Raw genomic sequence first — 19,074 nt, 5'->3', positions numbered from 1 at the left:
AAGGTCGGCAAGGAAGGCGTGATCACCGTCGAGGAAGCCAAGGGCCTCGAATTCGAGCTCGACGTCGTCGAAGGCATGCAGTTCGACCGCGGCTACCTGTCGCCCTACTTCATCACCAACCCCGAAAAGATGATCGTCGAGCTCGCCGATCCGTACATCCTGATCTTCGAAAAGAAGCTGTCGAACCTCCAGTCGATGCTTCCGATCCTCGAAGCGGTTGTGCAGTCGGGCCGTCCGCTCCTCATCATCGCCGAGGACATCGAAGGCGAAGCGCTCGCGACCCTCGTCGTGAACCGTCTGCGCGGCGGCCTCAAGGTCGCGGCCGTCAAGGCGCCGGGCTTCGGCGATCGCCGCAAGGCGATGCTGCAGGACATCGCGATCCTGACCGCCGGTGAAATGATCAGCGAAGACCTCGGCATCAAGCTCGAGTCGGTCACGCTGAACATGCTCGGCCAGGCGAAGCGCGTCACGATCGACAAGGACAACACCACCATCGTCGATGGTGCTGGCGACCATGACGCGATCAAGGGCCGCGTCGAACAGATCCGTGCGCAGATCGAAACCACGACGAGCGACTATGACCGTGAAAAGCTGCAGGAACGTCTGGCGAAGCTCGCCGGCGGTGTTGCCGTGATCAAGGTCGGCGGTGCGACCGAAGTCGAAGTGAAGGAACGCAAGGACCGCGTCGACGACGCGCTGCACGCGACCCGCGCCGCGGTCGAGGAAGGCATCGTCCCCGGTGGCGGTACCGCGCTCCTCTATGCGACCAAGGCACTCGAAGGCCTGAAGGGCGCCAACGACGACCAGACCCGCGGCATCGACATCGTCCGCAAGGCGATCGAAGCGCCGCTGCGCCAGATCGCGGCCAATGCCGGCCACGACGGTGCGGTTGTCGCCGGCAACCTGCTGCGCGAAAACAACCAGGATCAGGGCTTCAACGCCGCGACCGACGTCTATGAAAACCTGAAGGCCGCCGGCGTCATCGACCCGACCAAGGTCGTGCGCACCGCGCTTCAGGACGCCGCGTCGGTTTCGGGTCTGCTGATCACCACCGAAGCCGCCGTCAGCGAGCTGCCGGAAGACAAGCCGGCGATGCCGATGGGCGGCGGCGGTATGGGCGGCATGGGCGGCATGGACTTCTAAGTCCGCCGTTCGGCGCTCAGCCAACGAGAAACGGGGCCGGGGGAGCAATCCTCCGGCCCTTTTTCCTTGGTTTCCCGACTCCCCGTCATGCCGGATCAGGTTCGACATGACGAAACAGGAAGAATGGGACATTGCGACTTTGCCCCGCCCGGCATAGCTAGGGCGGCGATGATGTTCGCCCTTGCTCTCGCCCTGCTCGCCGATCCGCCGGTCGCGGCGACGCCCGCGACGCCGCCCGTCGAGCGATGCGGCTACCGCATCGTCCGGACCTTCCCGCACGACACCACCTCCTTCACGCAGGGCCTCTTCTGGCATGAGGGGCATCTTTACGAAGCCACCGGCCAATATGGCCGGTCGCGCGTCGCCCGCCTCGACCTCGATACGGGGGAGGCGCTCGCCCAGACGAAACTCCCCCCGGACCAGTTCGGCGAGGGGATCACGCGCTGGGGCGATCAGATCATCGGCGTGACATGGCAGGGCGGGGTGGGCAACCGCTGGTCGGTCAAGGACCTCAGATCCATCGGCACCTTCAGATATGACGGCGAAGGCTGGGGACTGACGATGGTCGGCGACAGCCTCGTCCTCAGCGACGGCACGCCTGCGCTGCGCTTCTTCGACCCGGCGACGATGACGGAGCAGAAGCGCGTGACGGTCCGTTTCGCCGGCCGGCCGGTCGCGATGCTCAACGAACTCGAGACGATCGACGGCCAGGTGTGGGCCAATGTCTGGATGACCGATTTCATCGTCCGGATCGATCCCGCGACCGGCAATGTCGTCTCGCTTATCGACCTGTCGACGCTCAAGGTCGATGCCGGCGCCAGCGGCACCGACAATGTGCTCAACGGCATCGCTTGGGACGCAAAGAAGAAGCGCCTGTTCGTGACAGGCAAGAACTGGCCCAAGCTTTACGAAATCGCGCTCGCCGACTGTCGCTAGGCCCGGAGCGCGGCCTCCATCCGCGCCGCCGCGGCGTCATAGACGCGGGCCTTCAGTCCGGCGGTGACCTTTTCGGGCGCGCGATCGGGGTGGCCGCTGGCAAAGGGCGGGGAGGGGTCATATTCGATCGCGAGCTGGATCGCCTGTGCGACCATGTCGCCCTTCACCCGCGCGATCAGTGTCAGCGCGAAATCGAGCCCCGAGGTCACCCCGCCGCTCGTCACGACATGTCCGTCCTCGACGATGCGGGCCCTTTCGTGACGTGCCCCGACGAGCGGCAGAAGGTGCGTATAGCTCCAATGCGTCGTCGCGCGTCTGCCATGAAGGAGTCCGGCACGGCCGAGCAGGAAGGCGCCGGTACAGACGCTCGTCACCCACTGCGCACCCGCGGCCTGGCGGGTGATGAAGTCGATGGTCGCGGCATCGTCCAGCGCATCGGTTACGCCGTGCCCGCCGGGGATACAGAGGATGTCGGCTTGCGGGGCTGATGCGAAATCATGCGTCGGTACGATCGCGAAGCCGCTGTCGGTCGCTATCGGATCGAGGCTCGCAGCCGCGCCGGCCAGCACGGCGCCGGGCATCCGGCAGAGCGCCTGCGCAGGCGCGGTGAAGTCCAGCTGCGTGATGCCGGGAAACAGCAGGAAGACGATCTGGATCGGGGACGTGTCGGTCATGCGGATGTCCTTGCGCTGGCAGTGGATCACCCAGGCGCGCGGCTCGTCGCGATCTTCCGATCGGCCCCGCTTCCCGATGGGTCTCCATCTTCAGCGCCAGTCGCGGGACGATGGCAATCTAGCTTCGGCAAGGCGAGGAGGGAAGCCTATTCGGCGGTATCCTTCGTTGCCGAAGCCTCGCCGGGCGCGGGCGTGCCATCGCGGCTTTCGAGCATAGCGGCGGCATCGTCGAGCGCCTTGGCCTCGCTGACCGTCACGCCGCCGGGCCCCGGTTCATTGTCGGTGCGGCTGCATCCCGCCGCGAAGAGCGCGAGCATGACGGCTGCCGGCCAGAGGTTTCGCATCATATGCTCCGATGAAAAAGGGCTCCACCCGGCAGGATGGAGCCCTTCGATAACAGCCCGAAGGCGTGCCTGCGACTTACTTCTTGTCGTTGGCTTCGGCCTTCTTGGTTTCTTCGGCGATCTTGTCGCCGGCCTTGTCGGCGGCGTCGCCGGCGGCCTTCACGGTGCCTTCGACCGCATTGCCGGCGTCCTTGGCGGCATCGGCGGTCGCGTCGGCGGCTTCGCCGGCAGCAGCAGCGGTCGCGTCGGCAGCGTCGGCGGCGCCTTCGGCGACGGCATCGCCGGCGGCAGCGGCGTCATCTGCGGCCGAGGTCGCGGTTTCCGAAGCGGCGTCCTGCGTCTTTTCCGAGCAGGCGGCGAGGCTGAAGGCAGCTGCGGCCATCGAGGCGATGATGATCTTGCGCATGATATTCCTTTCGAATGCAATGGCCGGGCGGCCGGCCATGGGATGCAGGGTTAACGGCGGATCGGGGGCTTGGCAACCGCGCCGCTTGATACCTGTCCCAAAAGAAAAGGGGCCGCCGGCAAGCCGGCGACCCCCATTTTCCTTGGCCGGAAAGCCTGAAAGAAGCTTACTTCTTGGCTTCTTCCAGCGCGCCCTTGGCGGCGTCGGCCGCTTCCTTGGCAGCGCCGGCGGCTTCGGTCGCCTTGTCGGCGGCAACAGCGGCGTCGCCCGCAGCGGCGGCATCGCCCGCGGCGTCGGCGGCGGCACCGGCTTCGCCGGCTGCGGCAGCGGTCGCGTCGGCAGCGCCAGCGGCGGCTTCCATCGCGCCGTCAGCAGCGCCTTCGACGGTCGCGGCGGCGTCTTCGGTTGCGGCAGCCGTGTCGTCGGCAGCCTTTTCGGCGCAGGCAGCGAGGCCCATCGAAGCGGCCAGAACGAGCGACAGAGTGATCGATTTCTTCATATGGGTATACCCCTCTCGGTTTGAACTGATCGACCGGCACAGGAACTGATCGATCCCGGACTTTGCCAATCGCGCGCAGAATTACCCCCTCGCCAAATGGCGCGCAACGGCCTTGTCCCTTTTTTGCCCACGCGTTTCGTCGCAATTGGCCGGCGGCCGGATCATGCACGGCAGAAATTGAGGCGCGGCGCTCGGTTGACCAGATATAAAGAAAGCTTTATATGTTGCTTTGTGAGCGAACTGATCGACATTTTCCGTGCCTTGGCGGATCCGACGCGTCTGCGAGTCGTGGCACTGCTGCGCGAGATGGAGCTTGCGATCGGCGAATTGGCGGTCGTGCTCGACCAGAGCCAGCCGCGCGTGTCGCGCCACGTTCGCATCCTGGTCGAGGCGGGTATCGTCGAACGCCGGCGCGAGGGCAGCTGGGTTTTCCTGCGCATTGCCGTCGGCGGACCGGTCGGGGAAATCATCGCGCAGGCGGATAAATGGCCTTTCTCGGCGCGCGAGACGCGCGTTATCGCACATGACGCGCGGCGGCTGGCGGCGGTGCGCGACGAACGCGCCGCTGCGGCCGAGCGCTATTTCGCCGAGCATGCGGCCGAATGGGACGCGATACGCTCGCGCCATGTCGCCGAAAGCGAGGTCGAGGCCGCAATGCTCGCGATGATGCACAATCGCCGGCTCGGCCATCTGCTCGATATCGGGACGGGCACGGGACGGATGGCGGAGATTTTCGCGCCGACCGCGCGCCGTATAACCGCGCTCGACCGCAGCCCCGAAATGTTGCGGATCGCGCGTGCCAAGCTCGAGGGACAGCCGGTGCCGGTCGATCTGCTGCAGGGCGATTTCCTGAATCTGCCGGTCGCCGATGCGAGCGTCGACAGCATCGTCATCCATCAGGCGCTGCATTTCGCGCAGGAACCCGATCGCGTGATCGCCGAGGCGAGCCGCGTGCTGCGCGGTGGCGGCCATTTGCTCGTCGTCGATTTTGCGCCGCACGAGGATGAGGAATTGCGCAGCCTCGCGGCGCATGCGCGCCTCGGCTTTTCCGATGCACAGATTCGCGGCTGGTTCGCGTCGACCGGCCTGCTGCTCGAAACCACCCAGACGCTCGAGGGCGGGGAGCTGGCCGTGAAGCTGTGGCTCGGCCGCCGCCGGAGCGATGAAGATCAACCCACCGTCACCGAAGGCGGACAAAGTAAAAGGCTTGCGGCATGACGTCGAACTTGAACTCGCTGGCAGAGGCGCGCCGCGCCGCGGCGTCGCCGCTGTTCGCCAATCTTGAAGGCGATATCGGCGTCAGCTTCGAATTCTTCCCGCCGAAGACCGAGAAGATGGAAGCGCAATTGTGGGACACGTTCCGCACATTGGAGCCGCTCGGTCCGAGCTTCGTATCGGTAACCTATGGCGCCGGCGGATCGACGCGCGAACGCACCCATGCGACCGTCGCGCGCATCGCGTCCGAAAGCGCGGTTCCGCCCGCCGCGCACCTGACCTGCGTCGAGGCGTCGCGCGCCGAGATCGACGAGGTCGCGGGCGCCTATTGGGACGCGGGCGTGCGCCATATCGTCGCGCTGCGTGGCGACGTGCCGGGCGGAGCGCCGTATCGCGCGCATCCCGAAGGTTATGCCAATGCGATCGAGCTGGTCGCGGGACTGAAGGCGATCGCGCCGTTCGATATTTCGGTCGCGGCCTATCCCGAAGTGCATCCCGATGCCGATTGCGCGCAGTCCGATCTCGACAATCTGAAGCGCAAGCTCGACGCCGGGGCGACGCGTGCGATCACGCAATTCTTCTTCTCGCCCGACAGCTTCCTGCGCTTTCGCGACGCGGCGGCGGCGGCGGGCATCGACGCGCCGATCATCCCCGGCATCCTGCCCGTGTCGAACGTGTCGCAGACCCGGCGCATGGCCGACATGTGCGGCACCGCCATTCCCGGCTGGATGATCTCGCTGTTCGAGGGGCTCGACGATCTGCCCGCCGCGCGCCAGCTCGTCGCGGCGACGATCGCGGCCGAGATGAGCCGCCGTCTCTATGCGGGCGGGGTGCGCGATTTCCACTTCTATACGCTCAACCGCGCCGAGCTGAGCTATGCCATCTGCCACCTCCTGGGCCTGCGTCCGAAGGCGGCCCCTGCGACGGAGAAAGCCGCATGACCTCAAATTCCGGAACCGGCGCACGCGAGGCCCTGCAGGCGGCGGCGAAAGAGCGCATCCTGCTCACCGACGGGGGCTGGGGTACGCAGATTCAGCTCCGCAAGTTGGACGAAGCCGACTATGCCGGCTCGCTCGGCCTGGGCCACGACCAGAAGGGCAACAACGACATCCTCGCGCTGACGCGTCCCGACGTCGTCACCGCGATCGGTGAAGCCTATCTCGCCGCCGGGTCGGACATCGTGTCGACCAACACCTTCAGCGCGAACCGGATCAGCCAAGCCGATTATGGCGCCGAGGCGCTCGTCGCCGACATCAACATCGAAAGCGCACGGCTGGGCCGCGAGACGGCGGTCAAATATGAGGCGCTCGATGGTCGCCGCCGCTTCGTCGCGGGCGCGGTCGGTCCGACGAACAAGACGCTGTCGTTGTCGCCCGACGTCAACAATCCGGGGTATCGCGAGATCGATTTCGACGAATTGAAGGACGTCTATCTGGAACAGGTCGTGGCCCTCGCCGACGGCGGGGCCGATTTCATCCTGATCGAGACGATCTTCGATACGCTCAACGCCAAGGCGGGAATCGCGGCGACGCTCGAGGCCGAGGCAAAGGTCGGGCGCGAGCTGCCGCTGATGATCTCGATGACCCTCACCGATCTTTCGGGCCGCAATCTGTCCGGGCACACGGTCGAGGCCTTCTGGTACGCGGTGCGCCATGCGAAGCCGCTGACCATCGGGCTCAACTGCTCGTTCGGCGCGTCGCAACTGCGCCCGCATGTGAAGGCGCTGTCCGATCTCGCCGATGCGCTGGTGATGGTCTATCCGAATGCGGGCCTGCCCAACGAACTCGGCGAATATGACGAGTTGCCCGAGACGACGGCCGAGCTGGTCCGCGAATGGGCCGAGCATGGACAGGTCAACATCCTCGGCGGCTGCTGCGGTTCGACCCCGGCGCATATCGCAGCGATGGCGAAAGCGATCGAAGGCCTTCCGGGACGACAGATCCCCCACGTCGCGGTGCGCACGCGGCTCGCGGGGCTCGAACCCTTCACCATGGCGGCCTGACCCGATGAGCGACATTCCGGCATGGACGATCCGGGAAGCCGGAGTCGACGACGCGGCGGCGCTTGCGCTGATCGGCGCGGCGACCTTCCTTGAAACCTTCGCGGGCATTCTCGACGGCGATGCGATCGTCGGTCACTGCGCCGCGCAGCATGGCGAGGCCGCCTATCGTGCCCTTCTGGCCGGCGGCGCGCGCGCGTGGATCGCCGAGGCGCAGCCCGGCGGCGCGCCGATCGGCTTCGCACTGGTGAGCAAGCCCGACCTCGCGGCCGCGCTCGACGGCGATATCGAACTGAAGCGCATCTATTCGCTTTCGCGTTTCCACGGCACGGGGCTCGGCGCGGCGCTGATGAAACAGGTGCTCGACGCGGCGCGGGGTTATCGACGCCTGCTCCTCGGCGTCTATGCCCGCAACGAGCGCGCCCTCGCCTTTTACCGCAAGCAGGGATTTGCCGACCTCGGCACGCGCCGGTTCAATGTCGGCGGCAAGCTCTACGACGATCTCGTCCTCGCTCGTCCGCTCGCCGCCTAATATTCAGTCTCAGGATTATTCGATGACCACCGCCGCTTCCTCCACCTTCGTCAACATCGGCGAGCGCACCAACGTCACGGGTTCCGCGGCGTTCAAGAAACTGATCCTTGCCGACGATTATACCGCGGCGGTCGAAGTCGCGCGCCAGCAGGTGGAGAATGGCGCGCAGGTCATCGACGTCAACATGGACGAAGGCCTGCTCGACGCCGAATATGCGATGACGACCTTCCTGAAGCTCATCGCCGCCGAGCCCGATATCGCACGCATTCCGGTGATGATCGACAGCTCGAAATGGGATGTGATCGAGGCGGGGCTGAAATGCGTTCCCGGCAAGCCGATCGTCAACTCGATCAGCATGAAGGAGGGCGAGGAGCAGTTCCTGGGGCATGCGCGCAAATGCATGGCCTATGGCGCCGCGGTCGTCGTGATGGCGTTCGACGAGGTCGGGCAGGCCGATACCGAGGCGCGCAAGATCGAGATTTGCGAGCGCGCCTACAAGCTGCTGATGACGATCGGTTTCCCGCCCGAGGACATCATCTTCGACCCCAATATCTTCGCGGTCGCGACGGGACTCGAGGAGCATGACAATTATGCGGTCGACTTCATCGAAGCGGTGAAGGAAATCCGCATCCGCTGCCCGCACGTCCATTTCTCGGGCGGGCTGTCGAACCTGTCGTTCGGTTTTCGCGGCAACGAGACGGTGCGCCGCGCGATGCACAGCGTCTTCCTCTATCATGCGATTCCGGCCGGGCTCGACATGGCGATCGTCAACGCGGGCCAGCTCGACGTCTACGACACGATCGACCCCGAGCTGCGCACCGCGTGCGAGGACGTCATCCTCAACCGCAAGGTCGAAGGCGAGGAACTGAGTCCCACCGAGCGGCTGATCGCGCTCGCCGAGCGCTACAAGGGCACGAACGCCGCGCAGGAAAAGGCGGCCGAGGAATGGCGCGGCTGGGAGGTGCGCAAGCGGCTGGAACATGCGTTGGTCAAGGGGATTGACGCCTATATCGTCGATGACACCGAAGAGATGCGGCAGGCTTTGCCGCGCCCGATCGAGGTGATCGAAGGGCCGCTGATGGACGGCATGAACGTCGTCGGCGACCTTTTCGGTTCGGGCAAGATGTTCCTGCCGCAGGTCGTGAAATCTGCCCGCGTGATGAAGAAGGCGGTCGCGCACCTGCTACCCTTCATCGAGGCGTCGAAAGAGCCGGGCGCGAAGGGCAAGGGCAAGGTCGTGATGGCCACCGTCAAGGGCGACGTCCACGACATCGGCAAGAATATCGTCGGCGTCGTGCTGCAATGCAACGGCTTCGAAATCGTCGACCTCGGTGTGATGGTGCCCTGGTCGAAGATTCTCGAGGCGGCGAACGAGAATGACGCCGACATGATCGGCCTTTCGGGCCTGATCACCCCGTCGCTCGACGAGATGGTGACGGTGGCCGAGGAAATGCAGCGTGCGGGGCTGACGATGCCGTTGCTGATCGGCGGCGCTACGACGTCGAAGGTGCACACCGCGCTCCGCATCGATCCCGCCTATCAGGGCCCGGTGCTCCACGTGCTGGACGCGAGCCGCGCGGTCGGGGTGGCGACGGCGCTCGTCAGCGACACCGGACGCGACGCCTATGTGCAGGGTTACAAGGATGATTACGCCCATGTCCGCGACGTGCGCGCGGGCAAGGGGCAGAGTGTGCTGCACACGCTCGAAGAAGCGCGCGCCAATTATTACGACGCCTATCTGAGCGACAAGCCCGCGCCGCCGCTGCAGCCCGGACTGCACCGGTTCGACGACTGGTCGCTCGAGGATCTGCGCGACTGCATCGACTGGACGCCCTTTTTCCGCGCGTGGGAACTGCACGGCACCTGGCCGTCGATCCTTCAGGACGATGTGGTCGGCGAAACGGCACAGGCGCTAAAGGCCGATGCCGACGCAATGCTCGACAAGCTCATCGCCGAGAAGTGGCTGACCGCGCGCGGTGTCTGCGCCTTCTGGCCGTGCGCGCGCGACGGCGACAGCGTCACGATCCACCTCGCCGACGAGGAGCGCCATGTGACGCTCCCCTTCCTGCGCCAGCAGATCAAGAAGAGCCGCGACCGCGCCAATATGTGCCTCGCCGACTTCATCGATCCGGCGGGCGACTGGATGGGCGGCTTCGCGGTCGGCATCCACGGCATCGAACCGCATTCGGAACGCTTCCGCGCCGACAAGGACGATTATTCGGACATCCTGCTGAAAGCGCTCGCCGATCGCTTCGCCGAAGCCTTTGCGGAACGGCTGCACCAGCATGTCCGCACCACCCTCTGGGGCTATGCGCCCGGCGAGCAGCTCACCAACGAGGCGTTGATCAAGGAGGAATATCGCGGAATTCGTCCGGCGCCGGGTTATCCGGCCTGCCCCGACCACAGTCTGAAGCCCATCCTGTTCGACCTGCTCGCGGCGGACGACAATGCCGGGCTGGTGTTGACCGAAAGCTTCGCGATGCTGCCCACCGCGGCGGTGAGCGGCTTCTATTTCGGCCATCCCGAAAGCCAGTATTTCGGTGTCGCGCGGATCGGCAGCGATCAGCTTGCCGACTATGCCGAGCGCCGCGGGGTCGATCTGGAAACCGCGACCCGGTGGCTGCGTCCGAATCTCGATTAACGGGTGCGGTGGCGTCTGTCCGATAAGGGGACAGGCACGGAGTTCCCCAGCTTCGCGAGCGACTACGCCGGGGAAAGCGGCTATGGAGCGGCCATGTTCCAGTCGATCCTTCGCCGGCCCTTGCTGCCGCTGCTCGCCCTTCCGTTGCTCATCGCGCCGGGCTCGCTGCCCGCGCAGACCGGCGGCGCGCCGTACAGCGTCGACGGCCGCGGCTTCAATCGCCTGCAGGAAGCGGTCGACGCGATCGGCGAGGGTGAAGGCACCATCCGCGTCGCTCCCGGCTATCATCGCGACTGCGCGGTCCAGACCGCGGGCCGCATCGCCCTCGTCGCTGCCGAAGCCGGCCGCGCGATCTTCGACGGCGTGACCTGCGAAGGCAAGGCGACGCTCGTGCTGCGCGGCAATGGCGCGAAGGTCGACGGCATCGTCTTCCAGAACCTGCGTGTGCCCGACGGCAATGGCGCGGGCATTCGCCTCGAACGCAGCGACCTCGAGATCGTGAACAGCATGTTCCGCGACAGCGAGGAGGGCATTCTCACGGGCGATGATGCCGCGGCGACGCTGACGATCACGCGCTCGACCTTCTCGCGCCTCGGTCGCTGCGACCGCGGTCTCAGTTGCGCGCACAGCGTCTATACCGGCGCTTACGGCCGTGTGATCGTGACGAACACGCGCTTCGAAAAGGGCAGCGGTGGCCATTATCTCAAGACCCGAGCGCCGCGCGTCGAAATTCGCGACAACAGCTTCGACGACACGCAGGGAAAGACGACCAATTATCTGATCGATCTGCCCGCCGGGTCGACCGGGCGGATCGCGAACAATCTGATGATCCAGGGGCGTGACAAGGAAAATTACGGCGCGCTGATCGCGGTCGCGGCCGAGGCGCGCGACAATCCGTCGCGCGGACTGATTATCGAGGGAAATCGGGCAAGCGTCCCGCAAGGCACTGGCCGCAAGACGATCTTCGTCGCCGACTGGAGCGGCGAGGCGCTTGCGATCGGCCCGAACGAACTGGGGCCGGGGCTGACGCGCTTCGAGAAGATATCGGGCTAAGGCCGATCGACATCGGACGATGGCGAGTCCCAAAAAGCCGCCATTTGCAGGCGGCCAGGGCCGAATGCCGGTTGGTCCTAGGCTTCGCCGCGGGTTTCGATGAGCGACGCGGCGAGCGCTTCGGCGGGCGTCTTGCCGCCCCACAGCACGAACTGGAACACCGGGTAGAAGCGTTCGCATTCGTCGATCGCGCTTTCGATCAGCGTCTCGGTCAGGTCGAGCGGCAGCGACGCGTCGGCGCCGACGAGCATCCCGTGGCGATAGAGGATCGTCCCGCTGTTGGACCATAGCTCGAAATGGCCGAGCCAGAGCTGCTCGTTGATCAGCGCGAGCGCCTCGTGCGCGACCGCGCGCTTGTCCTCGACGACGCGGATGTCGGGAAATGCGAGAAGCTGGATCACCCCGTCATCGGGGCGCCACACCGCGCGCAGCTCATAGGTTGTCCAGCTGCCCTGCGCGGTCGCGACGATCTCGTCCTCGCCGATCATTTCGTGCGGCCAGTCGTGCGCGGCGAAATAGGACGCCAGCATCTCCATCGGTGCCGCGTCCTGGCCGTCATCGTCGTCGTAAAGATCGTCACTCATGCGCGCGCCTTAGCCCGGAAGGCGCCTCGACGCGAGTCCGCGTCCCGCGCCATCCGGGGATATTGCAAACAACGTTCGAAAGGCACGCGGGATGCGTTAGTTTTTGGGCTTGCGCGCGGCGGGCTTCGCCGCCGGCTTGGCGGTAGCAGGCTTCGCCGCGGCTTTCGGCGTCGCCGCTGCGGGCTTGCCTGCGCCTTCGAGCTTGTCGAGCCGGGCCTTCAGCGCTTCGGCTTCGGCGCGCGCGGTGGCGGCCATCTGCTTTACCGCCTCGAATTCCTCGCGGCTGACGAAATCCATGCGGCCGACCCATTCCTTGGCGCGGTCGCGCATGGCGGCCTCTGCCTCGCGGCCTGCGCCCGCGACGGTACCGGCAATGCCGTTCACCATCTTGGCGAAGTCGTCGAAAAAGCGGTTTTCGCTCTGCATGTCATATTCCTTAGTCGGGGGTCGTCCCCCAGTTATCCCTTGCGCCTTACCCTATTTGGGTGCTGGCGGCGGCGGGAACAAGGGTTTCGGCATCCGGATTGCGCTGATCGATCTGGAAATTGAGGATCGCCGCGAAGCTGAGCCACGCCATATAGGGGACGAGGAGCCACGCCGCCGCCCTGCGGATCGGTGCGAAGGCGAAAGCGGTCGCGACCGTCACCATCAGGATGAAGATGATGAGATAAAGCGCGGTCGTCACCTGATGCTGCCCGAAGAAGAGCGGCGACCAGGCGAAATTGGCGATCAGCTGGACGAGGAAGAGGAGCAGCGCGAAACCGCGCCCCTTCGCGCCGCGCGCGTGCAGGATCATCGCGAGCGACAGGCCGAGACAGATATAGAGGATTGGCCACACCGTGCCGAAAACCCAGCCCGGCGGGGTGATCGGCGGCAGGTCGAGCGCGGCGAACCAGCGATTGTCATAGCCGCTGTTCGAAAGTGCGCCCATCAGGCTGCCGATCAGCACGATCGCCGGTACGGTGACCAGCGCCCATCGCAGATAGGACATGCGAAGCTGGCCCGGCGTTGCGATTTCGGTCATGTCCGCAATATCCCCCACACGCGAATCCGTTGCATTTGTGTCGCGATTGTGCGGCGCAGCGTCAAGCGGTTCGGTTCACCGCAGCGATCAGAAATTCGACATTGCCTTCGGGGCCGGTGATCGGGCTTTCGACCAGGTCGAGCACATCCCATCCTTCGCCGGTCAACCAGTCGCGAACCTCGCCGCAGACGCGCGCGTGCACGGCGACGTCGCGCACGACGCCCTTCTTGCCGACTTCATGGCGTTCGGCTTCGAACTGCGGCTTGATCAGCGCGACCATGCGCGCGCCGGCCTTCGCAAACGACATCGGCACGGGAAGCACCTTCGACAGCGCGATAAAGCTCGCGTCGCAGACGATCAGGTCGACGGGTTCGGGAATATGCGCGGGTGTCAGGATGCGCGCGCTTGTCTGTTCGTGGACGATGACGCGCTCGTCCTGCCGCAGCTTCCACGCGAGCTGGTTGGTGCCCGAATCCACGGCATATACGCGCGCCGCCCCGCGGCCGAGCAGCACGTCGGTAAAGCCCCCCGTCGACGATCCGACGTCGATCGCGACCGCGCCGGTCACGTCCCAGCCGAGATGCGTGAGCGCATGGTCGAGCTTGATTCCGCCGCGCGACACCCACGGATGGTCGCGGCCTTTCACGCTCAGCTCGGCATCGTCGGCGATCTGCTGTCCCGCCTTGTCGATCTTGCGGTCGCCGACGAAGGCAAGTCCCGCGAGGATCAGCGCCTGCGCGCGCGTCCGGCTTTCGGCGAGGCCGCGGTCGACGAGCAACTGGTCGGCGCGTTGCTTCGCCATCAGCGCTCCGCCTTGTCGGTGAGCAGGCCGGGGGTCAGGATCTGCGGCAGGATCTCGGGCTTTGCCGCGCCCGGGGCGTACCAGAGATAGAGCGGCACGCTGTTGCGGCCATGTTCGGCCAGCGTGCGGGTGATGACGGGATCGCCATTGGTCCAGTCGCCGACGAGCGTCACGACGCCCGCCTCGTCGAAAGCCTTCTGCACCGTCTCGCGCTCGATCGCGCCGGCTTCGTTCGCCTTGCACGACAGGCACCAGTCGGCGGTGAAATAGACGAACACCGGCTTGCCGGTCGCACGCGCCTTCGCAAGCGCGCCGGGAGAGAAAGTGGAGCCGGCGCCGGTCGTCGTGCGCTGCGCTTCGGCGACCTCGGTCACGGTGCCCGCCAGGCTGATGACGAAGAGCAGGCCCGACGCGATCAGCAGCCATGACCGCCGGTCGCCGCGCTGTACGGCGCCATAGTGCGTGAGCAGGACGAGCGCCATCGCGACCGCGAGGATCGGCCACAGGAGCTGTGCGCCGCTCCCGAGCTGGCGCCAGAGCAGCCATATCAGCGCCAAGGTGGTGAGCCCCATCGGCAGCGCCATCCATTTACGAAAGCGGTCCATCCATGGTCCGGGCTTGGGGAGGCGATTTCTGAGGGCGGGCACGAAGCCGATCGCGAGGAAGGGCAAGGCGAGGCCGAGGCCCAAGCCTCCGAAGATCGGCAGCGCGGCCCATGCCGGCAGCACGAGCGTCGCGCCGAGCGCGGCGCCGAGCAAAGGCCCGCTGCACGGTGTCGCAACGAACGCCGCGAGCGCGCCGGTCCAGAAACCGCCCGCCGCGCCGCCCTTGCCGGCTAGTGTCTGTCCGCCGCCGAACGAGGGCAGTTCATAGGCGCCGAGCAGGTTCAATGTGATGGCCAGCGCAAGAATCAGCAGCGCGAGTACGCTCACGGGATGCTGGAGCTGGAACGCCCAGCCAACCTGTTCGCCGACGGCGCGCAGCGCGAGTAGCGCGCCGCCGAGTAGCAGCGAAGTCACGACCGCGCCCGCGGTATAGGCGAGCGCTTCGACCTTGGCCCCTTTCGCATCGCCGCCCGAACGCGCGAGGCTGAGCGCCTTGAGGCTGAGGATCGGGAAAACGCACGGCATCAGGTTAAGGATCAGTCCGCCTAGGATCGCACCGCCGAGCGCGGTCCCGAACAGACCCGTGTCGATACCGTCGGCTGTCGTCGCGATCGTTTCGCCTGCCGAAGGAACGGCACCCGGCTCGAGCTGCAGCGACAGGCCGCGACCGCCGCCCAGCTTCAGCAGCGCCGAAATCGGCCCGGCCTTGTCGCCCTTGGCGCGCGTTTCGACGATGATCTGATCGCCGTTGCGGCTGAAGCGCTGGGGCGCGGCATAATCGACGACATCCTGCGTCTCGACGAACAGGTGCGGCGCGTCGATCGTGGTGCTCGCGGGGAGCGGGATCGCGAAGCGCACCATGTCGCCGCGCCGTTCCCAACTGCCGTGCCGGTCGAGCGGCTGCGGGAGGAGCGCGCGCCAGCCGTCGAAGCGCTCGCGCCCGGCCGGAACCACTGCCCCGTCGCCCGCCTTCAGCGCCACCGAGATCACCGCCCTTTCGGGAACGCATACCTTGTCGGTGCAGGCGAGCCAGTTGGCGACCCCCGACAGCGTCAGGTCGGTGCCCGGCGCGATGCTCTTGTCGACCTGCACGTCGGCGAGCAGCGCATAGGGATGCTCGTAGACATGGTTCATCATGCCGAAGAGGATCAGCGCGTCGGGCACCGGATAGCGGAAGGGAGCGATCGCGACCCCTTCGGGCGCGTTCCATTCGACCGACAGGCCGAAGCCCGCGTCGCCGCCATTGGCCCAATAGCCGTGCCACGTCTTTTCGGGCGTCATGGTCAGCGCGAGCGTCGTGCCGCCACCGGGGGCGGGCGCCACCGACTCGGCAACGAGCCTCGGCTGGATATGCGTCGATTTCGCCTGCGCGGGGCTGAATGCTGCGAGCGTCAGCGCCAGCAGGAACAGCACTGCACGCGCTATCCGTGTCACAAAAGCCTCACTCTGCAAATTCATGGCCATGCCCGCGCCCGTTCGTCTTTCGAAGGCTTGCCATATAGGCGGCTTTCGACGAGAGGACAGCCCGCGCTGACACCCATGAGTTGGAGAAGCCGTCCGTGAAGCTGAAATATCTGTCCGCCACCCTCGCCACTGCGCTTTGCCTTGCCGCCGCCGGAACCGGCCTTGCGCAGGGTTCGGCGCCGCCGGAGCAGAAGGTGACGGCCGCGACGCCTGCCCCGAAGCTCGTGGTGATGATTGCGGTTGACCAGTTCTCCGCCGACCTTTTCGCCGAATATCGCGGCCGTTTCGCAGGCGGTCTCGCGCGCCTCGCGTCGGGCGTCGTCTTCCCGTCGGGCTATCAGGCGCATGGCGCGACCGAAACCTGCCCCGGCCATTCGACGATCCTGACCGGCAATCATCCGGCGCATACGGGCATCGTCGCCAATAATTATTTCGACCTGTCGGCGACGCGCGCGGACAAGCGAGTCTATTGCGCCGAGGACGAGAGTGTTGCCGGTACGACCTCGAAGGGCGGCGAATATGCGCCGTCGGTGAACCATCTGCTCGTCCCGACGCTCGGCGACCTGATGAAGGCGCGCGATCCGAAGGCGCAGGTCGTCTCGGTGTCGGGCAAGGATCGTTCGGCGATCATGATGGGTGGACGTCAGGCCGACGAGCTGATGTGGCTCGCGCCCACCGGCCTCACCAGCTATCGCGGCACCACCCTGTCGCCGACCGCACAGCAGGCGGGCGTCGCGATCGCTGCCGCGATCAACCAGCCGCGCCCCGCACTGACGCTTCCTGCCGAATGCGCGCCGCACGACATCGCGATTCCGCTTGAAAAGGGCGGCTCGGTCGGAACCGGACGCATGGCGCGCGACGCGGGCGACTTCCGCCGTTTCCAGGCCTCGCCGGAGGCCGACGGTGCGGTGCTCGCGACCGCAGCGGCGCTGCGCCAGGTACGAAAGATGGGTGAGGGCGACAGCACCGACCTGCTGATCGTCGGCCTGTCGGCAACAGACTATGTCGGCCACAGCACCGGCACCGAAGGCAGCGAGATGTGCATCCAGATGGCGGGGCTCGATCGCGAGCTCGGCGATTTCTTCGCGCGGCTCGACGCGACGGGCATCGACTATGTGGTGGCGCTGACCGCCGATCATGGTGGCCACGACTTGCCCGAGCGCAACCGCCAGAACGCCTGGCCCGATGCGCAGCGCGTCGACAAGGCGCTCGATCCCGAGGCGATCGGCAAGGTGGTCGCCGAAAAGCTCGGCCTGCCGCAGCCCATTCTGTACGGCGATGGCGGCGATTATTATCTGGCGAAGACGCTGACCGCGGCGCAGCGCAAGGCCGCGCTGGCGGAATTGCTGCCGCGTCTCCGCGCGCATCCGCAAATCGAGGCGGTGGTGACGCGCGAGGAACTCGACGCGCATCCGATCTCGAAGCGCGCGGCCGATACGTGGACGCTGATGGACAAGCTGCGCGCCTCCTACAACCCGCAGCGGTCGGGCGATTTCATCATCGCACTGAAGCCGCGGGTCACTCCGATCCCCGAATCGGGCGTCGGCTATGTCGCGACGCACGGCTCGGTGTGGGATTACGATCGCCGCGTGCCGATCCTCTTCTGGCGCAGGGGGCTGGCCGCGTTCGAACAGCCCAATGCGGTGATGACGGTGGACATCATGCCGACGCTCGCGTCGCTGATCGGCCTCGCGGTCGATGCCAACAAGATCGACGGCCGCTGCCTCGACCTGATCTCGGGTCCTGAAAGCAGTTGCCGGTAACAAAGAAGAACCAGGGACCATGACGAAAACTTTGAAGGGTTTCACCGGCCGGATGCTGCTCGTGGGGTGCGGAAACATGGCGGGCGCGATGCTCGATCGCTGGCTGAAGGCGGGGCTCGATCCGGCCGGGGTCGCGATCGTCGATCCGTTCGCGGCGCCGCGCGAGGGTATCGCGCAATTCGCCTCGCTGGCCGAATGGATCGGTTCGGGCGGTGCCGCCGAGTGGATCATGCTCGGCATGAAGCCGCAGCAGCTCGGCGAAGTCGCGAGCGAACTTGCCGAGGTGGTGACGGGCGAAACCCACCTGCTGTCGATCCTCGCCGGCGTTTCGCTCGCCGACCTCGCGACGCGCTTTCCGGCCGCGCGGGCGCAGGTCCGCATCCTGCCCAATCTCGCCGCGCGCATCGGCGCCGGCGTGTCGGCAGTTGCGACCTCGGGGGACGCCGATGACAAGGCGATCCATGCGCTGCTCGATCCGCTCGGCCAGACGGTCGCGCTCGCCGACGATTCGACGATGGATCTCGTCACCGCCTTTACCGGCAGCGGCCCCGCTTTCGTGTTCCGTCTGATCGAATCCTACGCCGCGGCGGGTGAACGCCTCGGCCTTTCGGCCGAGGACGCGCTGAAGCTTGCCACCGCGACGTTCGGCGGCGCGACCGCGCTGCTCGCCGACAGCGGTGAAAAACCCGGCGCGCTGATCGCGCAGGTCGCGAGCAAGGGCGGCACGACGCAGGCAGGCCTCGACGTACTCGACAGTGATGGCCAGCTCGCCGCGTTGCTCACCAACGTGCTGCGCGCGGCGCGCGACCGCGGCCGCGAACTCGCCGATATCGCGCGCGGCGAAGGCTGACCTAGCCCGCGTCCTTGCCGAGCGCCGCGATCCGGCGGCGCTCGCGCGCCGGAACCAGTGCCTCGCTGACCTGCCAGAAGCCCGTCACCGCCTGCTGTCCCGCATAGGTGTAGGCGCGGCTCATCGTGTCGCGCAGCGTCGTGAAGATCGCGCTTTCGGCCGCGCGACCGGCATCGGTCAGGCGCAGCTCCTTGGCGCGCCGGTCGCGGTTGCCCGGCCGCGTCGTCAGATAGTCGCGCGCCTCCAGCTCCTTTACGACGCGGCCCAACGACTGCTTGGTGATGCCGAGCAGGGCGAGGAGGTCGGAAATCGTCAGCCCCGGCTGCCGCGCGATGAAATAGAGCGCGCGGTAGTGCGCACGTCCCAGCTCCTTTTCGGCGAGCCGCGCGTCGATGGCGCGCCACAGCGAGGCATGGGCGAAAAAGAGGAATTCGATGCCGCGACGCACTTCCTCCTCGCGCAAGAAAAGAGCAGAGGCGGCGGGCACTTGTGAAAGAAAATTTTCATCCGGCATAGTCGCTACCGTTGCGCGCCGCGCCC

20 protein-coding genes are annotated in these 19,074 nt (G+C 66.4%); 10 read left to right on the top strand and 10 right to left on the bottom strand.

Annotation, left to right across the window (positions count from 1 at the left end):
- Window positions 1–1,143, top strand: a 1,143-nt coding sequence (gene groL / locus JHC57_RS14695) for a chaperonin GroEL (RefSeq protein WP_294030865.1), incomplete at its 5' end; no start/stop codon positions are given.
- A 171-nt stretch (window positions 1,144–1,314) separates the two neighbouring features.
- The gene (locus tag JHC57_RS14690; protein WP_294030864.1) at window positions 1,315–2,079 is read left to right on the top strand and encodes a glutaminyl-peptide cyclotransferase; all 765 of its coding nucleotides are present in this window, start codon (window positions 1,315–1,317) and stop codon (window positions 2,077–2,079) included.
- Here the strand turns inward: JHC57_RS14690 and JHC57_RS14685 are convergent.
- The 4 genes from JHC57_RS14685 to JHC57_RS14670 form a co-directional block, all read right to left on the bottom strand.
- Window positions 2,076–2,753: a DJ-1/PfpI family protein gene (locus JHC57_RS14685; protein WP_294030862.1), complete on the bottom strand. Its 678-nt coding sequence runs from the start codon at window positions 2,751–2,753 to the stop codon at window positions 2,076–2,078. The two genes, JHC57_RS14690 and JHC57_RS14685, sit on opposite strands and share 4 nt — an antisense overlap.
- Window positions 2,754–2,899: 146 nt before the next feature.
- On the bottom strand, window positions 2,900–3,097 hold the full coding sequence (locus JHC57_RS14680; protein WP_294030861.1) for a hypothetical protein: 198 nt from the start codon (window positions 3,095–3,097) through the stop codon (window positions 2,900–2,902).
- 76 nt (window positions 3,098–3,173) lie between these two features.
- Window positions 3,174–3,503 carry an entericidin EcnAB gene (locus JHC57_RS14675; protein ID WP_294030860.1) on the bottom strand — a complete coding sequence of 110 codons (330 nt, stop codon included), beginning with the start codon at window positions 3,501–3,503 and terminating at the stop codon, window positions 3,174–3,176.
- Window positions 3,504–3,669: 166 nt separating this feature from the next.
- Window positions 3,670–4,002, bottom strand: a complete 333-nt coding sequence (locus JHC57_RS14670; RefSeq protein ID WP_294030859.1) for a hypothetical protein — start codon at window positions 4,000–4,002, stop codon at window positions 3,670–3,672.
- Window positions 4,003–4,233: 231 nt separating this feature from the next.
- Between JHC57_RS14670 and JHC57_RS14665 the strand changes: the two genes are divergently transcribed.
- The 6 genes from JHC57_RS14665 (at window position 4,234) to JHC57_RS14640 (ending at window position 11,442) form a co-directional block, all read left to right on the top strand.
- A complete protein-coding gene (locus tag JHC57_RS14665; RefSeq protein WP_294030858.1) occupies window positions 4,234–5,220 on the top strand; it encodes a metalloregulator ArsR/SmtB family transcription factor in 987 nt (328 codons plus the stop codon).
- Complete coding sequence (gene metF / locus JHC57_RS14660) at window positions 5,217–6,158, top strand: methylenetetrahydrofolate reductase (RefSeq protein ID WP_294030857.1); 942 nt, start codon at window positions 5,217–5,219, stop codon at window positions 6,156–6,158. Before JHC57_RS14665 ends, metF begins: the two co-directional genes overlap by 4 nt.
- Complete coding sequence (locus tag JHC57_RS14655) at window positions 6,155–7,219, top strand: homocysteine S-methyltransferase family protein (RefSeq protein WP_294030855.1); 1,065 nt, start codon at window positions 6,155–6,157, stop codon at window positions 7,217–7,219. The genes metF and JHC57_RS14655 overlap by 4 nt, the downstream gene beginning before the upstream one ends.
- Before the next feature lie 4 nt (window positions 7,220–7,223).
- Window positions 7,224–7,748 carry a GNAT family N-acetyltransferase gene (locus JHC57_RS14650; protein ID WP_294030854.1) on the top strand — a complete coding sequence of 175 codons (525 nt, stop codon included), beginning with the start codon at window positions 7,224–7,226 and terminating at the stop codon, window positions 7,746–7,748.
- Between the two features lie 22 nt (window positions 7,749–7,770).
- The gene (metH, locus tag JHC57_RS14645) at window positions 7,771–10,389 is read left to right on the top strand and encodes a methionine synthase (protein WP_294030852.1); all 2,619 of its coding nucleotides are present in this window, start codon (window positions 7,771–7,773) and stop codon (window positions 10,387–10,389) included.
- Between the two features lie 93 nt (window positions 10,390–10,482).
- Window positions 10,483–11,442 carry a right-handed parallel beta-helix repeat-containing protein gene (locus JHC57_RS14640; protein ID WP_294030850.1) on the top strand — a complete coding sequence of 320 codons (960 nt, stop codon included), beginning with the start codon at window positions 10,483–10,485 and terminating at the stop codon, window positions 11,440–11,442.
- A 77-nt stretch (window positions 11,443–11,519) separates the two neighbouring features.
- Here the strand turns inward: JHC57_RS14640 and JHC57_RS14635 are convergent, their stop codons facing one another.
- The 5 genes from JHC57_RS14635 to JHC57_RS14615 all read right to left on the bottom strand — a co-directional run bounded on the left by JHC57_RS14635 (window position 11,520) and on the right by JHC57_RS14615 (window position 15,891).
- A complete protein-coding gene (locus JHC57_RS14635) occupies window positions 11,520–12,026 on the bottom strand; it encodes a YbjN domain-containing protein (protein ID WP_294030849.1) in 507 nt (168 codons plus the stop codon).
- A 96-nt stretch (window positions 12,027–12,122) separates the two neighbouring features.
- The gene (locus JHC57_RS14630; RefSeq protein ID WP_294030847.1) at window positions 12,123–12,452 is read right to left on the bottom strand and encodes an accessory factor UbiK family protein; all 330 of its coding nucleotides are present in this window, start codon (window positions 12,450–12,452) and stop codon (window positions 12,123–12,125) included.
- Between the two features lie 46 nt (window positions 12,453–12,498).
- Window positions 12,499–13,050 (bottom strand): TspO/MBR family protein, encoded by a 552-nt coding sequence (locus tag JHC57_RS14625; RefSeq protein WP_294030846.1) that lies wholly within the window; start codon window positions 13,048–13,050, stop codon window positions 12,499–12,501.
- A 61-nt stretch (window positions 13,051–13,111) separates the two neighbouring features.
- Window positions 13,112–13,852 carry a TlyA family RNA methyltransferase gene (locus JHC57_RS14620; protein WP_294030845.1) on the bottom strand — a complete coding sequence of 247 codons (741 nt, stop codon included), beginning with the start codon at window positions 13,850–13,852 and terminating at the stop codon, window positions 13,112–13,114.
- Window positions 13,852–15,891: a thioredoxin family protein gene (locus JHC57_RS14615; RefSeq protein WP_366928546.1), complete on the bottom strand. Its 2,040-nt coding sequence runs from the start codon at window positions 15,889–15,891 to the stop codon at window positions 13,852–13,854. Before JHC57_RS14615 ends, JHC57_RS14620 begins: the two co-directional genes overlap by 1 nt.
- A gap of 125 nt (window positions 15,892–16,016) precedes the next feature.
- On the opposite strand from JHC57_RS14615, the gene JHC57_RS14610 reads away from it, so the two are divergent.
- A complete protein-coding gene (locus JHC57_RS14610) occupies window positions 16,017–17,684 on the top strand; it encodes an alkaline phosphatase family protein (protein WP_294030844.1) in 1,668 nt (555 codons plus the stop codon).
- Between the two features lie 19 nt (window positions 17,685–17,703).
- Window positions 17,704–18,534 (top strand): pyrroline-5-carboxylate reductase, encoded by an 831-nt coding sequence (proC, locus tag JHC57_RS14605; protein ID WP_294030843.1) that lies wholly within the window; start codon window positions 17,704–17,706, stop codon window positions 18,532–18,534.
- 1 nt (window position 18,535) lies between these two features.
- Here the strand turns inward: proC and JHC57_RS14600 are convergent, their stop codons facing one another.
- Entirely contained in the window at window positions 18,536–19,048 is a 513-nt protein-coding gene (locus JHC57_RS14600) for a MarR family transcriptional regulator (RefSeq protein ID WP_294030866.1), read from the bottom strand.
- Window positions 19,049–19,074: the final 26 nt, after the last annotated feature.

Origin of the sequence: Sphingopyxis sp. (assembly GCF_016463645.1) — a bacterium.
GTDB lineage: Bacteria > Pseudomonadota > Alphaproteobacteria > Sphingomonadales > Sphingomonadaceae > Sphingopyxis.
Note: the sequence above shows the minus strand (reverse complement) of the source record. Positions and strands in the feature narration are given on the sequence as shown.

Excerpts from the sequence above, each read along its gene's own strand:
- JHC57_RS14640 (WP_294030850.1), top strand. The coding sequence starts at position 10,483 with ATGTTCCAGTCGATCCTTCGCCGGCCCTTGCTGCCGCTGCTCGCCCTT.
- JHC57_RS14670 (WP_294030859.1), bottom strand. The coding sequence starts at position 4,002 with ATGAAGAAATCGATCACTCTGTCGCTCGTTCTGGCCGCTTCGATGGGC.
- JHC57_RS14625 (WP_294030846.1), bottom strand. The coding sequence starts at position 13,050 with ATGACCGAAATCGCAACGCCGGGCCAGCTTCGCATGTCCTATCTGCGA.
- JHC57_RS14635 (WP_294030849.1), bottom strand. The coding sequence starts at position 12,026 with ATGAGTGACGATCTTTACGACGACGATGACGGCCAGGACGCGGCACCG.
- JHC57_RS14655 (WP_294030855.1), top strand. The coding sequence starts at position 6,155 with ATGACCTCAAATTCCGGAACCGGCGCACGCGAGGCCCTGCAGGCGGCG.
- JHC57_RS14690 (WP_294030864.1), top strand. The coding sequence starts at position 1,315 with ATGTTCGCCCTTGCTCTCGCCCTGCTCGCCGATCCGCCGGTCGCGGCG.
- metF (WP_294030857.1), top strand. The coding sequence starts at position 5,217 with ATGACGTCGAACTTGAACTCGCTGGCAGAGGCGCGCCGCGCCGCGGCG.
- proC (WP_294030843.1), top strand. The coding sequence starts at position 17,704 with ATGACGAAAACTTTGAAGGGTTTCACCGGCCGGATGCTGCTCGTGGGG.
- JHC57_RS14685 (WP_294030862.1), bottom strand. The coding sequence starts at position 2,753 with ATGACCGACACGTCCCCGATCCAGATCGTCTTCCTGCTGTTTCCCGGC.
- JHC57_RS14600 (WP_294030866.1), bottom strand. The coding sequence starts at position 19,048 with ATGCCGGATGAAAATTTTCTTTCACAAGTGCCCGCCGCCTCTGCTCTT.
- JHC57_RS14620 (WP_294030845.1), bottom strand. The coding sequence starts at position 13,852 with ATGGCGAAGCAACGCGCCGACCAGTTGCTCGTCGACCGCGGCCTCGCC.
- JHC57_RS14680 (WP_294030861.1), bottom strand. The coding sequence starts at position 3,097 with ATGCGAAACCTCTGGCCGGCAGCCGTCATGCTCGCGCTCTTCGCGGCG.
- JHC57_RS14650 (WP_294030854.1), top strand. The coding sequence starts at position 7,224 with ATGAGCGACATTCCGGCATGGACGATCCGGGAAGCCGGAGTCGACGAC.
- metH (WP_294030852.1), top strand. The coding sequence starts at position 7,771 with ATGACCACCGCCGCTTCCTCCACCTTCGTCAACATCGGCGAGCGCACC.
- JHC57_RS14675 (WP_294030860.1), bottom strand. The coding sequence starts at position 3,503 with ATGCGCAAGATCATCATCGCCTCGATGGCCGCAGCTGCCTTCAGCCTC.
- JHC57_RS14630 (WP_294030847.1), bottom strand. The coding sequence starts at position 12,452 with ATGCAGAGCGAAAACCGCTTTTTCGACGACTTCGCCAAGATGGTGAAC.